14 protein-coding genes are annotated in these 16,815 nt (G+C 53.0%); 11 read left to right on the top strand and 3 right to left on the bottom strand.

The window, feature by feature from the left end; translation table 11 throughout:
- Positions 1–357 precede the first annotated feature (357 nt).
- The 10 genes from U4E84_RS04285 to U4E84_RS04245 all read left to right on the top strand — a co-directional run bounded on the left by U4E84_RS04285 (position 358) and on the right by U4E84_RS04245 (position 13,968).
- A complete protein-coding gene (locus U4E84_RS04285; protein ID WP_322530862.1) occupies positions 358–519 on the top strand; it encodes a hypothetical protein in 162 nt (53 codons plus the stop codon).
- Positions 513–635, top strand: a complete 123-nt coding sequence (locus U4E84_RS04280) for a hypothetical protein (RefSeq protein WP_322530861.1) — start codon at positions 513–515, stop codon at positions 633–635. The genes U4E84_RS04285 and U4E84_RS04280 overlap by 7 nt, the downstream gene beginning before the upstream one ends.
- On the top strand, positions 632–1,378 hold the full coding sequence (locus U4E84_RS19025) for a DUF5817 domain-containing protein (RefSeq protein WP_369698422.1): 747 nt from the start codon (positions 632–634) through the stop codon (positions 1,376–1,378). Before U4E84_RS04280 ends, U4E84_RS19025 begins: the two co-directional genes overlap by 4 nt.
- Positions 1,287–3,797 (top strand): MarR family transcriptional regulator, encoded by a 2,511-nt coding sequence (locus U4E84_RS04275; RefSeq protein WP_322530860.1) that lies wholly within the window; start codon positions 1,287–1,289, stop codon positions 3,795–3,797. The genes U4E84_RS19025 and U4E84_RS04275 overlap by 92 nt, the downstream gene beginning before the upstream one ends.
- Positions 3,790–4,080, top strand: coding sequence for a hypothetical protein (locus U4E84_RS04270; protein ID WP_322530859.1), 291 nt, complete (start codon positions 3,790–3,792; stop codon positions 4,078–4,080). The genes U4E84_RS04275 and U4E84_RS04270 overlap by 8 nt, the downstream gene beginning before the upstream one ends.
- A 71-nt stretch (positions 4,081–4,151) precedes the next feature.
- Complete coding sequence (locus U4E84_RS04265; protein WP_322530858.1) at positions 4,152–4,832, top strand: hypothetical protein; 681 nt, start codon at positions 4,152–4,154, stop codon at positions 4,830–4,832.
- A 640-nt stretch (positions 4,833–5,472) separates the two neighbouring features.
- A complete protein-coding gene (locus U4E84_RS04260) occupies positions 5,473–7,041 on the top strand; it encodes a class I SAM-dependent DNA methyltransferase (RefSeq protein WP_322530857.1) in 1,569 nt (522 codons plus the stop codon).
- On the top strand, positions 7,038–8,270 hold the full coding sequence (locus U4E84_RS04255) for a restriction endonuclease subunit S (protein WP_322530856.1): 1,233 nt from the start codon (positions 7,038–7,040) through the stop codon (positions 8,268–8,270). Before U4E84_RS04260 ends, U4E84_RS04255 begins: the two co-directional genes overlap by 4 nt.
- Before the next feature lie 23 nt (positions 8,271–8,293).
- The gene (locus tag U4E84_RS04250; RefSeq protein WP_322530855.1) at positions 8,294–11,269 is read left to right on the top strand and encodes a type I restriction endonuclease subunit R; all 2,976 of its coding nucleotides are present in this window, start codon (positions 8,294–8,296) and stop codon (positions 11,267–11,269) included.
- Positions 11,270–11,367: 98 nt separating this feature from the next.
- Entirely contained in the window at positions 11,368–13,968 is a 2,601-nt protein-coding gene (locus U4E84_RS04245) for an N-6 DNA methylase (RefSeq protein WP_322530854.1), read from the top strand.
- Between the two features lie 740 nt (positions 13,969–14,708).
- Here the strand turns inward: U4E84_RS04245 and U4E84_RS04240 are convergent.
- On the bottom strand, positions 14,709–14,915 hold the full coding sequence (locus U4E84_RS04240) for a hypothetical protein (RefSeq protein ID WP_322530853.1): 207 nt from the start codon (positions 14,913–14,915) through the stop codon (positions 14,709–14,711).
- 619 nt (positions 14,916–15,534) lie between these two features.
- Here U4E84_RS04240 and U4E84_RS18965 point away from each other — a divergent pair.
- Positions 15,535–15,798 carry a hypothetical protein gene (locus tag U4E84_RS18965; RefSeq protein WP_345785496.1) on the top strand — a complete coding sequence of 88 codons (264 nt, stop codon included), beginning with the start codon at positions 15,535–15,537 and terminating at the stop codon, positions 15,796–15,798.
- A 54-nt stretch (positions 15,799–15,852) separates the two neighbouring features.
- Here the strand turns inward: U4E84_RS18965 and U4E84_RS04235 are convergent, their stop codons facing one another.
- Complete coding sequence (locus U4E84_RS04235) at positions 15,853–16,323, bottom strand: TIR domain-containing protein (protein ID WP_322530852.1); 471 nt, start codon at positions 16,321–16,323, stop codon at positions 15,853–15,855.
- 44 nt (positions 16,324–16,367) lie between these two features.
- Positions 16,368–16,808, bottom strand: a complete 441-nt coding sequence (locus tag U4E84_RS04230; RefSeq protein WP_322530851.1) for a DUF4231 domain-containing protein — start codon at positions 16,806–16,808, stop codon at positions 16,368–16,370.
- Between the last annotated feature and the right edge of the window lie 7 nt (positions 16,809–16,815).

The raw sequence follows: 16,815 nt of genomic DNA, 5'->3' as shown, positions 1-16,815 counted from the left end.
ACCCCTTCCGCGAGCTTTTATAAGAGTCAGACCCCTATGTGGTGATACACTCGGAGATCCGGACGAAACTCTCACCGTCCCCCCACTGCGGTTGCATCCATCGACGCCTCTGGCGATGCAAAGTACTTGATCCCGGGGTGACCACGAGGGTCGCCCGGGTCCGCCGAGTGCCCTTAACCAGGGTGCACTCAGATTGACATACGAGACCAAACCTAATAAAAGTGGTCGCACCGAATCTGGAAAACCAGCGCTGATCCTGTTGAGAGACGGGAAAACCATCGAAGCAGCCCACCAATTCGTCAACACGGACAGGCAACTCTGCGTTGATGATGCCAGCTCCCTGGAGGTGCTCGCCTAATGCCAGGGAAACTCATCGAGTACGACGGCGCGGTGTGGAAGATCGACACGATGAACGCAGAATTCGCGCGTCTGCACCCAGCGGCCGGGAATCCCGGTGCGCCGGTTGTGGTTGCGCGTAACGCTATCGTTCATGTTACAGGGGGTGAAGAAGAGTGGTAGACGACGAGAACCTGAACCCCCGTCTCGGTGAAGACAACGACCGGGATAGCGACGTGTTGCACGTTAATTTCTCTGTGAAGCAGTCATCCCGCTTCACGCCCGGTGATGCCGCATGACGTTCCATGTCACCGCGTGCAGCACCTGTCAAGCCCACTGGGTCGTCGAGAATTTCCGCCGGAACGACACGGTCACATGCCCGGCGTGCGGCAGCACACGCGACACAGATAAGCACCGGTCGCTCGCCCAAGCAGACGATCGAGACACCGCGTGCGAACTTCGAGCCAAGATTCTCGCCGACCGAGCCGGCGAACGTGAAGCGTACGCGAACACAGGTACATACGCTGAAACTTGGGACGAGATCGATATCACCGAACCCGAAGACCAAGACGCGTTCCCCGGCGCGCTCACCGACACGATCACCGAGCATCGAGAAAAATACGGCGACCTCGTCTCCCTCACCCCGGTCCACGCCGACGCATTCGAAGACCAAGTGGACATCGCGCTCACCGAGCACCGCGACAAGTACAGTACCCGGGCCGAGGAAATCGCCGGGACAATCGGACGGAACGAACACACGCCCGACACGCCAACCAGCGCTCACACTGGGCTCACCGGAACCGGGCACCACCCCGCCCACCCCGCCACCAGCCGACACGCCCGACAACACCGGCCTCACCGCAACACGGCAACACACCACCGGAACCATAACCGTCACAGGAAGCCAACCCGTCACCGAACTCTGGAACGAAATCACCGCGAACGAAGCAGTGCAGCACTACTTCCTCAACGCCATCGGAACCGTCACCGGACGAAGCTACAACGAACTCGAAACGCTACTCAACACCGTCGGAATCACTGAAACACCACTCAACGGGCACGGAACACGATCACTCCTCCACGAACACCGTCGCCGTCACACGCAAACCACCGCGTGGAAACTCCTCACCGTTCTCCGCGAGCTCGGCACCGGGCACAGCACCACCGACGACATTCACGCCGCTGCACAGTTATTCCGATTCGCCACAACCACACACGACGACACGCAAACCACCGCACCAACGATCGCCGTCGAAATCACGCCCGGTGAATTCGAAGCGCTCGACCGGCAGCAACGCACCAACATTTGCGAGCTCATCGGGATACTCAGCAAAGCATTCGACATCAAACTCGTCACCACGAGAGTCACGGAAGCGTTCATCCGTCACCACCACCGCGATCACCTGCCCGGCGTTAGCGAATGGGCGAACGCACACCACCCAGAAAGCCGCATCGACGACGCGCTCACCGACCTCAACGCAGACGACACTGAAACGCAAATCCTTCGCGCGCTCGACGACACTCCCGGGCACACACTCTCCTACCACGAAACGCACGCAACCCTGGAAACCAGTCGTTCACGCGTCAGGCAATGCATTTCCACGCTCAAAGACTACGGACTCATCGAAACGTACAACCCGGACTCCGCGAAGAAAATCACGCTGCTCAACGCCGGCGAAGAAGTCCTCACGTATTTCAACCAACACGACGGCCGGCAAACCACCCTGCAAAACAGCGTTAGCGGAACCCCAAATTCCTCACGACAGAGACGTGTACCGCGACAGCGCCCCGGCGACCACCCGGCAGGGGACCGCACTGGCACCGACGACCGCACCACCGACAGCCCCGGTTCAACGACCGCACCGTACCGGACTGTGTACCTCAACCGGGCGGATCACGCTGCGATAGCCGCTTGCGGCAGTGATTCGAGTGGTGTGACGGTCGTGGACACCGGTGTTTCCGATGTTGATTCGCGGTCACGGTTCGTGTCGATGGATGACCGGCGTGGTGAAGCGGTCGTGTCTGTTCACGCGACGAACCCGTTAGACTACACGGTGTCTATTGCTGTGGCGTTAGCGTCACCGCGTCTGGTGGATGCTGCGCTTGGTGAACGGACGCTTGACCGGGTTCTCGATGAGGTGCCTAGTGAAGTGTTGCGTCGGGTCCGTCAAATCGGGTATTTGACTGATGACGTGTTAGCGGACGGTGAGTCGTTCCGGGATATGCTGGTGCAGTGGGGTGAGGATATCGAAATGATGACGAAGAAACTCCACCACGGTGAGTACGATGAGCGGACGGAGTTCGTTGGTGAGATCGTTAGTGAATCGCACGGGCTGGCCGGGTCTATCGTGCATTTACTCGATGCAGCTGGCGTGGATTTGATTCGAGATGTTCGCGTACCGGCCGGAGTGAATTCCGGGAAGCTCGCTGATCTCGGTAAATCGATCGCACATTCCGTGTTAGTGCAGTCACGCTACCAGTCGCATGCGGCATTCCGGCAATTGTTCGAGGAGCGTGAGGAGAAGCGAGCGTCGGCGTTCAGTGTGGAAGTTGATGCGGCTGATCCGCACGGGAGTTTCATCGGGTCGATGGTTGTTCGTGGCGGGTCGGCGTCACGGTTACAGGAAGTGTTAGAGAGTGAGTTGGAGGGCGTGTCTCCGCACGAGGATGCTCCGGAGTTCGTTGTGCCGGTGAACGTGACGAGTGGTGTGTCGAGAGAGATGGTTGCGGTGACGGTTGCTCGTGTCCTCGGACCGAAGAACTTGCGTGCGCCTCGAAGGATCGTGTCGGTGCTTGATGCGGTTGTTGAGTCGCCGTTCGCGGTCGCTGCGGCGTTACAACAGTTAGGGGCAGAGTCATCGGTTCGAGAGATGGATGGGGCGGAACTCCGGTTTGTGTTACGTCAGGTCCCATCACGAGACGTGTTGCCCGGGTTACCACGGAGTGCTGGGGAGATCGTGTCGGCGTTAGTTCACGCGGATCGTGTGTTGTCGCAGACGGAGTTGTGTGACCGGGCTGGTGTGTCGGCCCAGACGGTTCGGAATCACGCGTCGGTGTTGGAGGCGACCGGGCTGGTGAGCCGTGACGGTGCTGGGTGGCGAGTCCAGTTGTCGTTCCGCGTTGAGCGTGGTGAGATGGTGTTGCCAGTGACGGATGTCGCGTGTGAAGACGTGGAGGGTGGGGTTCGACGTGTTGTTGCTGCGATTCCCGGGTCATGTGAGGAGGATGTTGGGCGTGGATCGAGCGTGTCGGTTGTTCGCGCGGAGGTTGTGGTTGGCGGGGTGGTGGAGCAAATGTCGGTTCTGGCGGGTGTGGATGAACCGGATGATGACATCGAGCGCAGTCCCGGTGACGGTGTTGGTGCTGGTGCCTGTGACGGTGTCGGTGGTTCGGGTGGTGGTGCGGAGATTGATTTGGATTTCAGTGATGTGTCGATCCCGGGGGCGGTGGCTTGTGATTGATGAGGCGTACCACGCAGTCGTAGACGCCCACGCGCCGGACTATCGGGATTCGCACATCGACCCGGGAGCGATGCTGTTAGCGTGTCTGCATGCCGAAGAGGCGGGTGACGTGCCGGGGAACGCACGGCCGCCGGAGACGGCGCTGGCACCTGTCGCGGACGAATTGCTCGACGGTGAGGTTACAGACCTCACGGAGAGTCAGCGTAGTGTCGTTGAGGATGCGTATGAGTCGCTCACACCGCAGAGAGCGCGTGAGCCTGTACTGCAGGAACGAGGTAACTGAAATTGTCAACTAACACTAACACGACGGCGAAATGGCAATCGGGTACCGGTGACCTGTCACGGAGGACTGCAATGCTGGTCAGCTCGCACTGGGACGAAGTCACTCGGCACCTCACTCCTCCGGGGATCGCGTGGGAATGGTCTGAATGTGGTCTCTCACACCGAACGCAGACGATCCTCAAGGGACAAGGGCTCATTAAGCGCGCTCCGGGTGGCGAGCGCTGGATGACGACGATGAAATTGTGGTGCTATGTGATTGCGAAGGCTGCGGACGATGAGACGATCGGCGCGGAAGTTCGAGGGCAGGAAACACTGGATGTCACGCCGGACACATCGACTACAACACGGTTCCTGCACCACAACACGACCACAACACCGTCTCTGTCACGGGAGTGGCAATCGACGCTCAACGGCGATGTCACGAGTGTCACGCGTGACACAGACAAAGATCAAGAAGAGATGCGGGAGCCGTGGCGCAAGGATCCGATGTGGTCGAAACCAACATCGCGCGACTTCGCGGCGAATCACCCGGCGCAGACCGAGTTAACGGCATGGGTGACAGAGGGCGGCAGCAAAGTGGAGGACTGGGCCGTCGACACAACTGGACCCGAGGCCGAGTTGTCGCAGCCGAACGGTCGCGTGTACTACCCAGCTACATCAGCGAATCCGGGTGGGAAGCAGGCAACGCTCACAGCGTTCACACCTCGTCAGTGGGGCGTGACCGTCCCAGGGCAACCACTACACCGATCCTGACTGCCGACGCCGCTTTTTTGTCAACGTCGTTTTCACGGTAGATGATGTGTGAGTATCCGGAGATTCAAGTAGGCGAGGTTACGTCGACAAACTGCCGGACGAAGTGGCGCTCCGGCACCCCAGAGAGAGAGAGAGAGAGTGGCCACGGCCGTGGTGGGTCGTGGTATCTCGTTCGGCCGGGTCGGTCGTGGTGGACCGATCCGTTCGGATGCCGTAGTGTCCCCCTCCATCTTACCTACTCGTGCGTGGATATTCTGTCCGGTCAATAACTCCGATGAGTGCTGGAAACCGGTTGGTCCGAACAAAGGCAGTGCCCACCCACCGTTTCTACTCACTGAGGTTGCCCAATGTCGTCACCCAGTGTTATCTGCCGGGATGGCCACCTAATATTGGCATCTATGGGGGCCATCTACTGTTATCGCCCACTGTGGTCATCCAATGTTATCGCCCACTGTGGTCAGTAAATGTGGCCGTGTAGTGGGAGTATGAAAGACCGGTACTCAATAGGGCCAGTATTAACGGTTACACAGAGTTCTCACAGATTCAGCATCTCCAAGAAGAGCTATCGTTCCTCGATGCAGCCTGACTGCGATGAGGCAGTAAGCAAAAGTTGAAGTTGCCAACTTCCGGTGATTGGTGTATGGCTATTAATGGTGATGACGGGAAATTCGAAAAGAGCCTCTGGCAATCTGCCGAGGGGCTTCGCGGGCCCGTCGAATCTGCTGAGTACAAGCACATCGTTCTCGGTCTCCTTTTCGAGAAGTACATGTCGGACGCGTTCGAGCAGCGCCGCAAGGAGCTGCGGGAGCTGACGCACGATGAGGATTCGATGTACTACTGCGGGGATGACGATGAAGAGCGTCAGTTCATTCTGGAGGACAAGGACGCATACCACGGTGAGAATGTCTTCTACGTGCCCGAGGAAGCACGATGGGAGTACCTCATAGACAGTGCGACAGACCCTGACATCGGCGCACAGATCGACGATGCAATGCGAGCCATCGAGGAAGAGAATGCGGACCGTCTCGACGGGATGCTGCCCAAGCGTTATTCACGGATTCCTCAGGACACGTTGGAAGGGCTGCTGAATGAATTTGCCGAGCTTGACCTTGGGAACGGTAAAGACACTCAGGACGAGGACGTCTTCGGACGTGTTTACGAGTATTTCATCAAGGAGTTTGCACGACAGGAGGGACACCGTGGAGGGGAGTTTTACACCCCGAAGCACGTAGTCGAACTACTCGTTGAGATCTTGGAGCCTTTCGAGGGACGTATCTTCGACCCATTCTGTGGCTCTGGTGGGATGTTCGTTCAGAGTCATAAATTCTTAGAGCGAAAGGGTGGGGACGAGAGCCAGGTGTCCATTTACGGGCAGGAGGTTAACGACGCCACTTGGCGTATCTGTAAGATGAACCTCTATCTCCGAGGTATCGACGGGAACATCCAACTCGGAGACAGTATCCGGAACGACCAGTTCCCCAACCTCCATGCAGACAAGATCATCACGAACCCACCGTTCAATATGAGCGAGTGGGGGAAAGATACTGTTTCTGAAGAAGATCCCCGTTTCGAATATGGTCTTCCACCTTCAAGCAATGCGAATTTTGGATTTATTCAACATATGCTCTATCATCTTGATGAGACAGGAATGGCAGGAACTGTTATGGCGAATGGTTCGATGTCTGTCCGAGGCAAAGAAGGAGAAATTCGGAAAGGTATTGTTGAAGACGATTTACTTGATGCCGTAATTGCGCTTCCGGGGGGATTGTTCTATACTACTGGGATCCCGGTATGTCTCTGGATACTCTCGAAAGGAAAAGAATCAGATCAATACCGAAATCGGAGTGGAGAAACTCTATTCATAAACGCAAGCGAATACTATGAATCGGTTGACACAACTCAAAACAGATTGACACCAACACATATTGAGACCATTGCCGATACTGTCCGTTCTTATCGGGGAGAGGAGGGAGTAAGCGATTATGAAGATGAAACTGGGTTTTGTAGTGTGTCAACAGTTGATGAAATAGCAGAAAATGACTATGTCATCACTCCTGGGAGATATGTCGGGATTAAGGAAGCAGACGGAGACGGTATACCATATGAAGTGAAAATGGAAGAGATATCTGCTGAATTGCGGGAGAAATTTAAAAGAACAAACGAGTTACAGAACAAGATTGAATCAAACATAGAGGAGTTAGGATTTTGAGCGACCAAGAGAATCTCGACACGTTTCTATCCGGGAATATGACTGATCAGAACGATTCGTGGGAGAAGCATTCGATTCAAGAAGTTTGTGAAGTAAACCCTGATTCGGTGAATTCGGAGGGATTCCAATATGACGATATGATTTATCTCACCATATCAAATGTGGGAAGAGGGTATATTTCTGATACAGATCACCACCTAGTCTCTGACGCTCCCAGTCGAGCAAAGCGATGGGTTGATGAAGGGGATACCGTCATTTCTACAGTTCGGCCGGGACGAGAACAATATACGTATATTGAAAACCCACCAGAGAATCTCGTAGCCTCAACGGGATTTGTAGTCCTCCGGCCTAAAAATTCGGATAAATTGTTGCCTCGTTATCTTTACTACGCAACTACAACTCCGGATTTTGTCAAATATATGGTGGTCAACGCTACTGGTAGTGCTTATCCCTCTACAAATCTCTCAGAGATTCGTGAAGGGGAAATTCCAATCCCGCCAATTCAAATCCAGCAACAAATAGTTGAAATTCTTATGCCACTTGGTGAAAAAATGTCTTTGAATACACAACTGATGGAGAAATGTGAAGAATTAGCAGAAACTATCTTCGGTAACGGAATGAAAAATGCCTGGGATACGAATGAAAATGTAGAATTCAAAGATATTTGTGATATGTCTAGTGGCGGTCCTCGTAAGAGTACTGATGATTATATCGGGGAGGAACATCTGTGGTTAACCCCATCAGATGTTACAGAAAGTGGCAGGACTGTAGTATATCAAACCGAACGGAGATTGAACGACCGCGCTCTTCAGGAGACAAACGTTGATCTGATGCCTGAGAATACGATCTTCCTTTCCAGTCGAGCTACTATTGGGGAAGTAGTTATTAATAGGACGCCAATGGCCATGAATCAGGGGTTCATAGCGCTGCAGCCAAAACGACATATCCCACCACATTTTCTTCTAAATCTTGTTCGGTCAAAGAAGGCCGAGATCTCGGCATTAGCCAGTGGGAGTACATATCCTGAAATTAGTCAACGTGCATTTGGTAGTATAGAGACTCAATTACCCACCCAGGAGCAAATGGATGAATATGAGAGGACAGTGGAACCTCTGTATGATCAAGTATATTCTCTTCAAAGTGAAAATCAGTCACTCAACAAATTGTATGACGAACTCCACCCCCGACTCATATCGGGGGAGGTTATACCCCGAAATACTTGTCAGTAGACATTCCAACGTAAGGTGTTAGAATGGGACTGGACGAACTCTCACTCTCAGAGAAGCCTGCCATTGAGATTCTTGAAAATCTCGGTTATGACCATCTCGCTGGTTCGGAATTGAATGAAGAGCGTCATTCAACTTCTGAAGTCGTTCTTCGCGGTCGTCTTGAAAACCAACTTCAGACGATCAATCCAGATATCCCTAAGAAAGCTATAGACGAAGCTCTCCGGCAACTCACAAGTACACAATCTCCTAATCTTATTGATGACAATCAAGTTTTACATTCACAATTAGTCAACGGAGTCCAGGTAGAATTTGAAAAGAACGGAGAACAAGTTGGACGGTTCGTTGATCCTATTGATTTTGAATACCCTGAGAATAATGATTGGTTGATCTCTACCCAATACACAGTTCAGGTTGGTGACAATCCACAAAGACGGCCAGATATGATAATCTTCGTCAACGGACTTCCCATCGGTGTGCTTGAGTTCAAGAACCCGACTGACCCGAAGGCGACACTCGAAAACGCATATAACCAAGTCAATAACCGCTACCGTAACGACATCTCCCCCCTCCTCCGCTACAACGAAGTGATTGGTCTGGCGGACATGAATGAGGCCCGGATTGGCTGCCTCGATGCGGGTTGGCAGTGGTACCGCCCCTGGCGATATGTCGAAAATGAAGGCGATGAGCGAGACGGCCTGCCCGAACAAGAGGTCCTACTTCGGGGCGTGTTCGATAAGGAACGTCTCTTAGATCTAATTGAGAACTTCATCCTCTTCAGCAAAGTGGACGGAAAGCCCGTGAAGATGCTGGCAGGATATCACCAGTTCTACGGTGTCCGAGAGGCCGTCGAAAGCGCGAAGAGTACCCAGGGAGACGACTTGGGCCGTATCGGTGTCTATTGGCATACTCAGGGCTCCGGAAAATCGCTCTCAATGGTCTACTTCGTCAGGAAGATCCGGCGAAGCAGTGAGTTCGGGAACCCGACATTCGTTGTTGTCACCGACCGGAACGAGTTGGACGAGCAGATCACGCACACGTTCAGCGACGCCGGGTACAACGTGAGCTGGGCCAATACCATTGCAGACCTGCGTAACAAACTCGACCGGCAAGCTGGCGGGCTGATCTTCACGACAATACAGAAATTCCAGACACAGGAGGGTGAGAGAGAGCACCCCGTCGTCAACGAACGCGAAGACGTGATTGTGATGGCAGACGAGGCTCACCGTTCACAGACCAAAGAGTTGGGAGAGAATCTGCGAGATGCACTCCCCAATGCTTCCTTCATCGGGTTCACTGCCACCCCAATTCACGACGGTGACAACGCGACCCGAATGACGTTCGGGGAGTACGTCAGCCAGTACACTATCGACCGGTCTGAGGAAGACGGTTCAACCGTCCCGATTTACTACGAATCTCGCTTTGCAAAACTCCAACTCAATAAGGAGGCGATCAGTGAATCGGTGCGAGAGTTACTCAACTCCGGTGATGAGGAACTAGAGAACGAGCTCGTCGAGAAGTGGACTAACCTTCGTCGGATCATCGAGACCGCCGATGACCGTCTCGAAAAGATTGCGGGCGACATCGTCGGCCACTACAACGACCGCGAGATCGAGGGGAAGGCGATGGTTGTCTCCATTAGTCGGAAGGCTGCGGTCAAATACAAACGATATATTGAACAGCAGCCTGATGCCCCGGAAGTTGGTGTGGTCATCTCGGAGCCAGAGGAGCACATCGACGACCCCGTGAGTGAAGGAAAGCTCAAACGCCGGTTCAAGGATCCAGACGACCCTCTCAAGATAATCGTCGTCTGCGATAAGTGGACGACTGGCTTCGATTGCCCACCACTGCATACCCTCTACATCGACCGGCCGATGAAGAACCACAACCTGCTCCAGGCGATAGGGAGGGTGAACCGGGTCTACAAGGACAAACCAGGTGGGCTCGTGGTTGACTACATCGGCATTGCAGAGGATCTGCGCCAAGCCCTGGACAAGTACACGTCCGACATCCAGGAGATGGCGATGGTCGATGTCGAAACTGCCGTTGAGGTGATGCAACAAAAGCATCACAAGGTTTCTCGATACCTCTCACGGATTGATTACGAGGGCTGGCAGGAACTCAGCGAACTCGAATTGTCTCGTCTCATCCATCGTGCCGAGAGTGAGGTCATCGCTACCGAAGAGAAACAAGAAGAGTTCATGCAGGCCGTGGCGGAACTCAAGCGCGCCTTTGCGTTGGTGACTCCGCACAACGCAGCCAGTGAAATACGTTCTGACTTACTCTTTTTCGAGGCAGTGCGAGACAGTCTCCGATCCTTGGAGAGTGAGGACTCGACCAAGGATGAGGAATTAGACTCGGCGATGAAGAAGTTAATCGCGGAGGGGGTCACTGCTGACGATGTCGTGTCGGTCGCTGGCTTTGATAAATGGAAGTCAGAGGAACCGATCGTTAGCGATGAGTTCCTCTCTGATGTTGAACGTGTTGAGCAGCCGGAGCTACAGGTGAAGATGCTTGAGAAGTTGCTCCGAAATGAGATATCCACCCGGAAGCAACAGAATCTCGCAAAGTACGATTCCTTCGAGGAAGAACTAGAGGAGACTCTAAACGAGTACAATAACCAATTTCTAACCACTGAAGAAGTGATTGAGGAGTTGAGGAATTACGCAGAGGAACTCCAACAAGAGGATCGCCGAAAGGAGCGTCTGGGTCTGACCGCCGAGGAATTGGCATTCTACGACGCAATATCGACGAATAGTGAAACGGAGATCGATGATGAGCAACTACAGGAGATTGCTCAAGAGGTTTGCGAGATGCTGAAAGAGAACGTGAATATCGACTGGACGAACCGGAAGGCTATGCGTTCGAAATTGAAGACGAGGGTGAAGGGACTGCTCAGAAAGAATGGCCTCTCGCATGACGATTATCAGTCGCTTGTGGAACCGATTGTGCACCAGGCAGAGGCCCTTTATGGAGATGTCTCAGCGGGCGTTCGGTCGTAGAATTCAAATCTAAGATTGGTTGTCTTTCTGCGCTTACTTCTTGGGTGCGTCATGATATCAGGAAAACGTTCATCACCAAGTGAAGGGTGGTCATGATTATGTCTATCTCGAATTTCAGGCAAGAACTCCGAGAAATCGAAGGGGTGTCACGGGTTGCCGAGCTCGCAGACGGCGTGTTGTTGATTGACGGGTCGGAAACTCTTCTCGTAGTGTATGGCGAATCTTATCGAACGGATCATCATTCTGACGATCGTCTGGAAGTGATTGAAGAAGAATTTGATGCGGCAGATTACTTGCTCATCTCGATAGAAGGTGCTGTACTTTTGCTGGAGGGAACCATCAATAATTTCGACGTTTCCTATCTCCCTGCGCATCTTGGTGGTGTTGAACTAGATGGGATTCAATCAGCTGTGAGTAGTCTCATAACGGGTACTCTTGAACGGGAGCGGCTTCAGATGGACTACCTCTCGGAAGATGAACGATACAGCGTCATGGAGCTCCTCGAACAGGTATTGGCTGCAAATCTAACGACCTACTATACGCCACGAGAAGTTGCGAGCCTCGTCGCAAATTGGGTAACTGCCGGTGACCGAACGTCGGTTCTCGATGCCGCGTGTGGAAGTGGTGAACTCCTCACAGCTGCAATCGATGCCATTGATGAGCCGACGTATTCCATGGGAGTGGACCAGAACGGATTAGCGTGTGCGATTACGGAAACACGAGTTCGTGAACGGGGAATCACAGACTGGCAAATCCGTACTGACAACTTCTTCTCTATACTTGATGAAGTCTCTACCGATCCACAACGTTCGCTTGACCAGTATCCGAGCTCGGACGAAGAGAGAAATCCGTTACCAGAAACTGGATTCGACTGTGTCGTAGCTCATCCGCCAGAAGGCCGCAGTCCTGGAAAAAGCGAAGATCGAAATAATTCGAATATGAGGTCGCACTCACGGATTGAGCATCAGTTTGTGAATGCAGCGTGCCAGTTATTGGCTGATTCGGGCCGAGGTTGTTTCGTACTGCCGTCCCACGCTGTCCGCAATCTTCGGGAACGGGTTCTCCCAGACGGCGTCGTACTCAAGAGGCTAGTCAAACTCCCCGAAATAACGTTCCCAATCGTCGGGGTTGAGCCAGTAATAGCGTGTGTCGAGCGAACTTCGGGTGAATCAGAAATCGGGATTCTGAATGTAACCTCATTCGATAACCTTGACCGTGTTTGTGGAGCAGTACATTCGATAGCAGCGGCTAAGACCGTCGATAACGTCAATGCTGTAAGCGTCCATTCGGATATATCTACAACGACGCTCCGTACGCTCCTAGATGCACCCGGCGCGGCTCCGTTCTTCACGGGCAATCTCCCGACGCTTGAGGATGTCACCGAAAGAATCGCAAGAGGGATGACGACTGGCCATAATCAAGGTTTCTACTTCGATGAGGAGCAGTGTGCAGATTCAGGGATCGATGATAGGTTTTTCACTCCTGTTATCAAATCGGTTCCTGAAGAAAATCCGATCACTAGCGAACATATCGACTACTATCTTTTCGATCTTCGTGAGTTTATCGAGGAAAACAATCTCGATGCAAGGAATATTGACGAGGTTCTCACGGCACTCGAACCTATTGATGCCAAAGCTGCTGAACACGTCGAAGAAAAGATTGCTCCAGTAGTACGCGAACGACACGGGTTGAACGGAGTCCTACCACGCTCAATATCAATAACCAATCCTGACCTTGTCACAGGAGCTACTACGTCCGAGGTAACTTGGTACCAGATCGAAGTCGATGCGGACGAAGTGCTCTATGATAATCGAGTGGTAGGAATCTCTTGCAAAGAAACACCAAGCCCAGACGCTATTCAGACGCTCCTAAATACACCGTTGTACCAGCGGCTAAACAAAGCGCAACTCCCGAATTTCGACGCCGACTACGTCCAAGTACAGACACAGCCACTACGACACCTCCCAGTTTTTATCAAGCAGCTAAGTAAGGAAACACTTGACCGGCTCAACGCGCTCAGCCCCTACGGTTCTCAAGAATCCCGGGAAACTGCTCGGACGATTATTCTCGAAGGTGTTGACTCCGCTTATAGGCCTGCTATTTCGGAAACGTATGATTCTGTATCTCCTCTATCAACGTTAACTGGGTACGAAACCCAAATCGAGCAGCTCCAAGCAGCCCTCGATCAGATTGCCGAGATAGATGACCGGGATACTCACCTTGTTGATGAAGAAATGATTTCTCGACTGGAAGAGACGTTCCGGTCCGCAGAATTATTTACGTCCCGTGAACGGCTGGTTGCAGAATTGTTGGCAGTGTATTCTGAAGGCCGGTACTGGTCGTTTATGGGCGGAACGGCTTCGCAGTTCGAAGGTATGCTTCAGGATTACGTCGAAAGTACTGGTGGGCGGGTCGATGAACGGGAAACAGAAGAAGGGAATACTCGGCTTGAGTATCGATACAGAGACGCGGATTGGAAGCCACTACGTCTGAAAGTTCTGCTCGATGACTTTTTCAGCGGAGAATTGTTGGAGGTTATGCAGAGCGTCCGGGAACAACGAAACGAGATTGCACATGGACGTCTTCTGGAGGACCCTGAGCTCAATGCAGATATCATTCTCCTATCCTTCTTCGTGTTCACCTACGCCTTGTTAACCGAGTATAACGAGTATCTCGGAGCCGAAGACGCCTCAAGGTAGGGCCATCCCTTTGTTTCTCACTTGGACATAACGCCTCAAAGTCTCGCTTTTTATACTAGTCCATTTCCCACCGCAGCATGAGAAGCCCCAGTCCCACGGGACGTACGGAAAGCGTCCGGGTGCTGATACACCCGAACTGGGTTTCTCAGCTAGTAGCCAACAAAACCCATGAGCAAGCACGCTTCGCGTCCGTTCGAATCCAACGGACCCCAGTCGCAGAGACATCGTAATCGCATGCCGGTGCAGACATTCTGGTTAATGAGTTAAGTACAGTTAGTGACCGCACGGTGAGAGCGCTCAGTGTATCTACAGAGCGTGATCCCTCAATGTTACCACCCGGTGTGCCTACCCACTGTTATCGCTCACTGTTATCGCTCACTGTTATTACTCGGCGTGCTCACAGTGAGTGGCCATCCCCTATGCCCGGTAGAGATTATCGCTGACAGATATCCCCTGGTGTATTCATAGTATCACGGCTTGTGATACGATGGTACCGATTCTATTGACTGGTTGAGACGTTTCGGTAGAGTGAGTCGTGTTGATATTTTTGATTGAGTGATTCGATTGTGTTTGGAGCAGAAGCATTGACGAGTGAGGCCTTGCCACGTTACTATCGAAGGAGAATCGACTGCGAGAGAAGAGCTGGGGTGTGAATTGCGCTAGCGGATGCGGAGATCGAGGACGTGTTGGTTTCGGACAACCCCGAGCCAGTTACTGAGCCCGAAGACACAGACGAGCGGTCACTCACCGGTAATCGCTTCAACGAACCCGTCAACGGTGTCGGTGTACATGTCACCGTCCACGGCCAAGTACTGGATATACCAGGCACCAGGAACACTCCCGTGGCCGCGCTCAGTATCGTAGACGCTGTACTCTCGGTAGATTTTCTCAATTGTGACGCGACCATGAGTCCCGTGGATGTGGGTCGTGTTGGTGACGAGTTCCATACCACCCGTTCGATGCGATGTAGTTTGAACGCAAGGGTCTGGGTGCTCAGTGTTTTGAGAAGCCAACTGATGAGACGGGTTTATTGCTGACGAACCACCGCGCGATTCCCAAATGATAACCGCCAGATGGCATAGGGTTGTTAGAGAATATCTGCTGTAACCACGTCCCAAATGAAACCTTTCTATATTATTACTGGACTTGAAACCCTTGTCCGCAATTCCAGTTGTGGATGTGAAACTGGCAGAGGGGGATGACGTAAAGTTCCGGACACCCCCGTCAAACCCCATCTCGAAATCGGGTGAACAACGTGTGGGCAACTTTCCAACTTTATTTAGCCGTCAAGGAGCGACCGTCTACATACAAGACGAATGGCCGTCTCCAAACATCTGGAGCCGGGTCTCCAAGCCCGACACCCAGGATCCACACGGCAATGTCAGCAGTGGCTTCGATGTATGCACGCCAACGTATGTACCACCCAGACGAACGTGCATAGATTCGTCCTCGCCACCACCCATGTTGCCACGGCCGCGACACGGCGGAGAAGCACCGTATATAAACAGAACCGGGTTCAGTCACCGCAAATTCACGCTCTGACGACCCCCGTATGCACAACGCTTTATGACGACTGACCGCACCACTCTCCGACTCAACGACGACCGGAAGCGGTTGCTTGAGCAGGCGAGCACGATCGTAGCCTCCGACCCGGCGGATGACCCACCGATGTCGGACGTCATTGATGCCGCACTGACCCACCTCATCGAGTCACACGAGAACCTAGAGGATGTCCGCGATCACTACCCGGCGCAGCAGATTAAACATTGCTGCAACACGTCTGTGCTTAGACTGCGATACCGAACGTCTATCGAGTCGAAGTGGCGGTAGCTACGTCAACAGGCCACATATCGACGAAAGCCCGTAAGATTTTCCCACCGTCCGTTAAGATCGTCCACAGCCGGTACCTGCACGGCCTCTAACGGTAGATTCACCGACCTTGCTCCGCTGGCTCGCTGCCCGTTCGATTGCATCACCGAACTCGTCCGGATTCCAATCGACAATTTCTGCACCGTTCTCTTTCAATTTGTCCGGCACGTCCTCGTCGCTGATACTGTCATCCACCTTGATAGCCACTAGACCATTCCCGTCTTTCAGTGACCGTTCGATCTCATAGTCCACCCAGTCGCTGTCCTTCGTGTTCTCGCCTACTAAGACCACAGTGGTGGAGGTTCCCTTGATCTCATCCCGGATACACTGCTGGATGTACCCCCTGTTCGTGCTGTCAACAGGGTCGAGGAGGTGCCGGTCCTGAAACTCGACATTGACGTTCTTGTTCCATCGAAGCAGCCGGAAGCCCTTCGCTTTCATCCGGTCGCTTCCCTCGTAACTAATAAAGACTCGACGGGTGGTCATTATTTCATCCGGCCTGGTAAGCCATGCTTATTGACACAATGCTTCTATGCCTCTTGTGCTTTTCGTGTAGTGATCTCCCAGTACCGGTTCTCCTGGCTCGTGAGCGCCATCACCCGCTCGACAAACAGCTTCTCGGGATTCTCCGCGCCCTCGTATTCCTTCGTTCCGGTTTTGAACATTTGCTCTTCGCGTCGAAGTCCCTCAGCAGTAGTCCGATAGTTCATCCACTTCTTCTGATAGTTCAGGTACGATTCGAGGGCTTCCAGGATGATAAGTAGAACAGAGGCAATGATGATGGTATTCTTCCAGAACGCGCTGGATGTCACCGGGAACAACGTGACGGCGACCGGAAGAATCGCAGCTAAAGCAATCTGGGATATCTTCATCCCTCGATGATACTTCTTGTTGCTCATCGCCTTCGTATCATACCACTCGAATTGCGGCTTATAGAATTCTTCGTAGAATTCGTCGAATTTCTCTACCATATGAAAT

It is taken from the genome of Halorubrum sp. AD140 (assembly GCF_034497445.1).
Taxonomy (GTDB): domain Archaea; phylum Halobacteriota; class Halobacteria; order Halobacteriales; family Haloferacaceae; genus Halorubrum.
The sequence above is the reverse complement of the archived record's forward strand: the minus strand, read 5'-3'. Positions and strand labels throughout refer to the sequence as shown.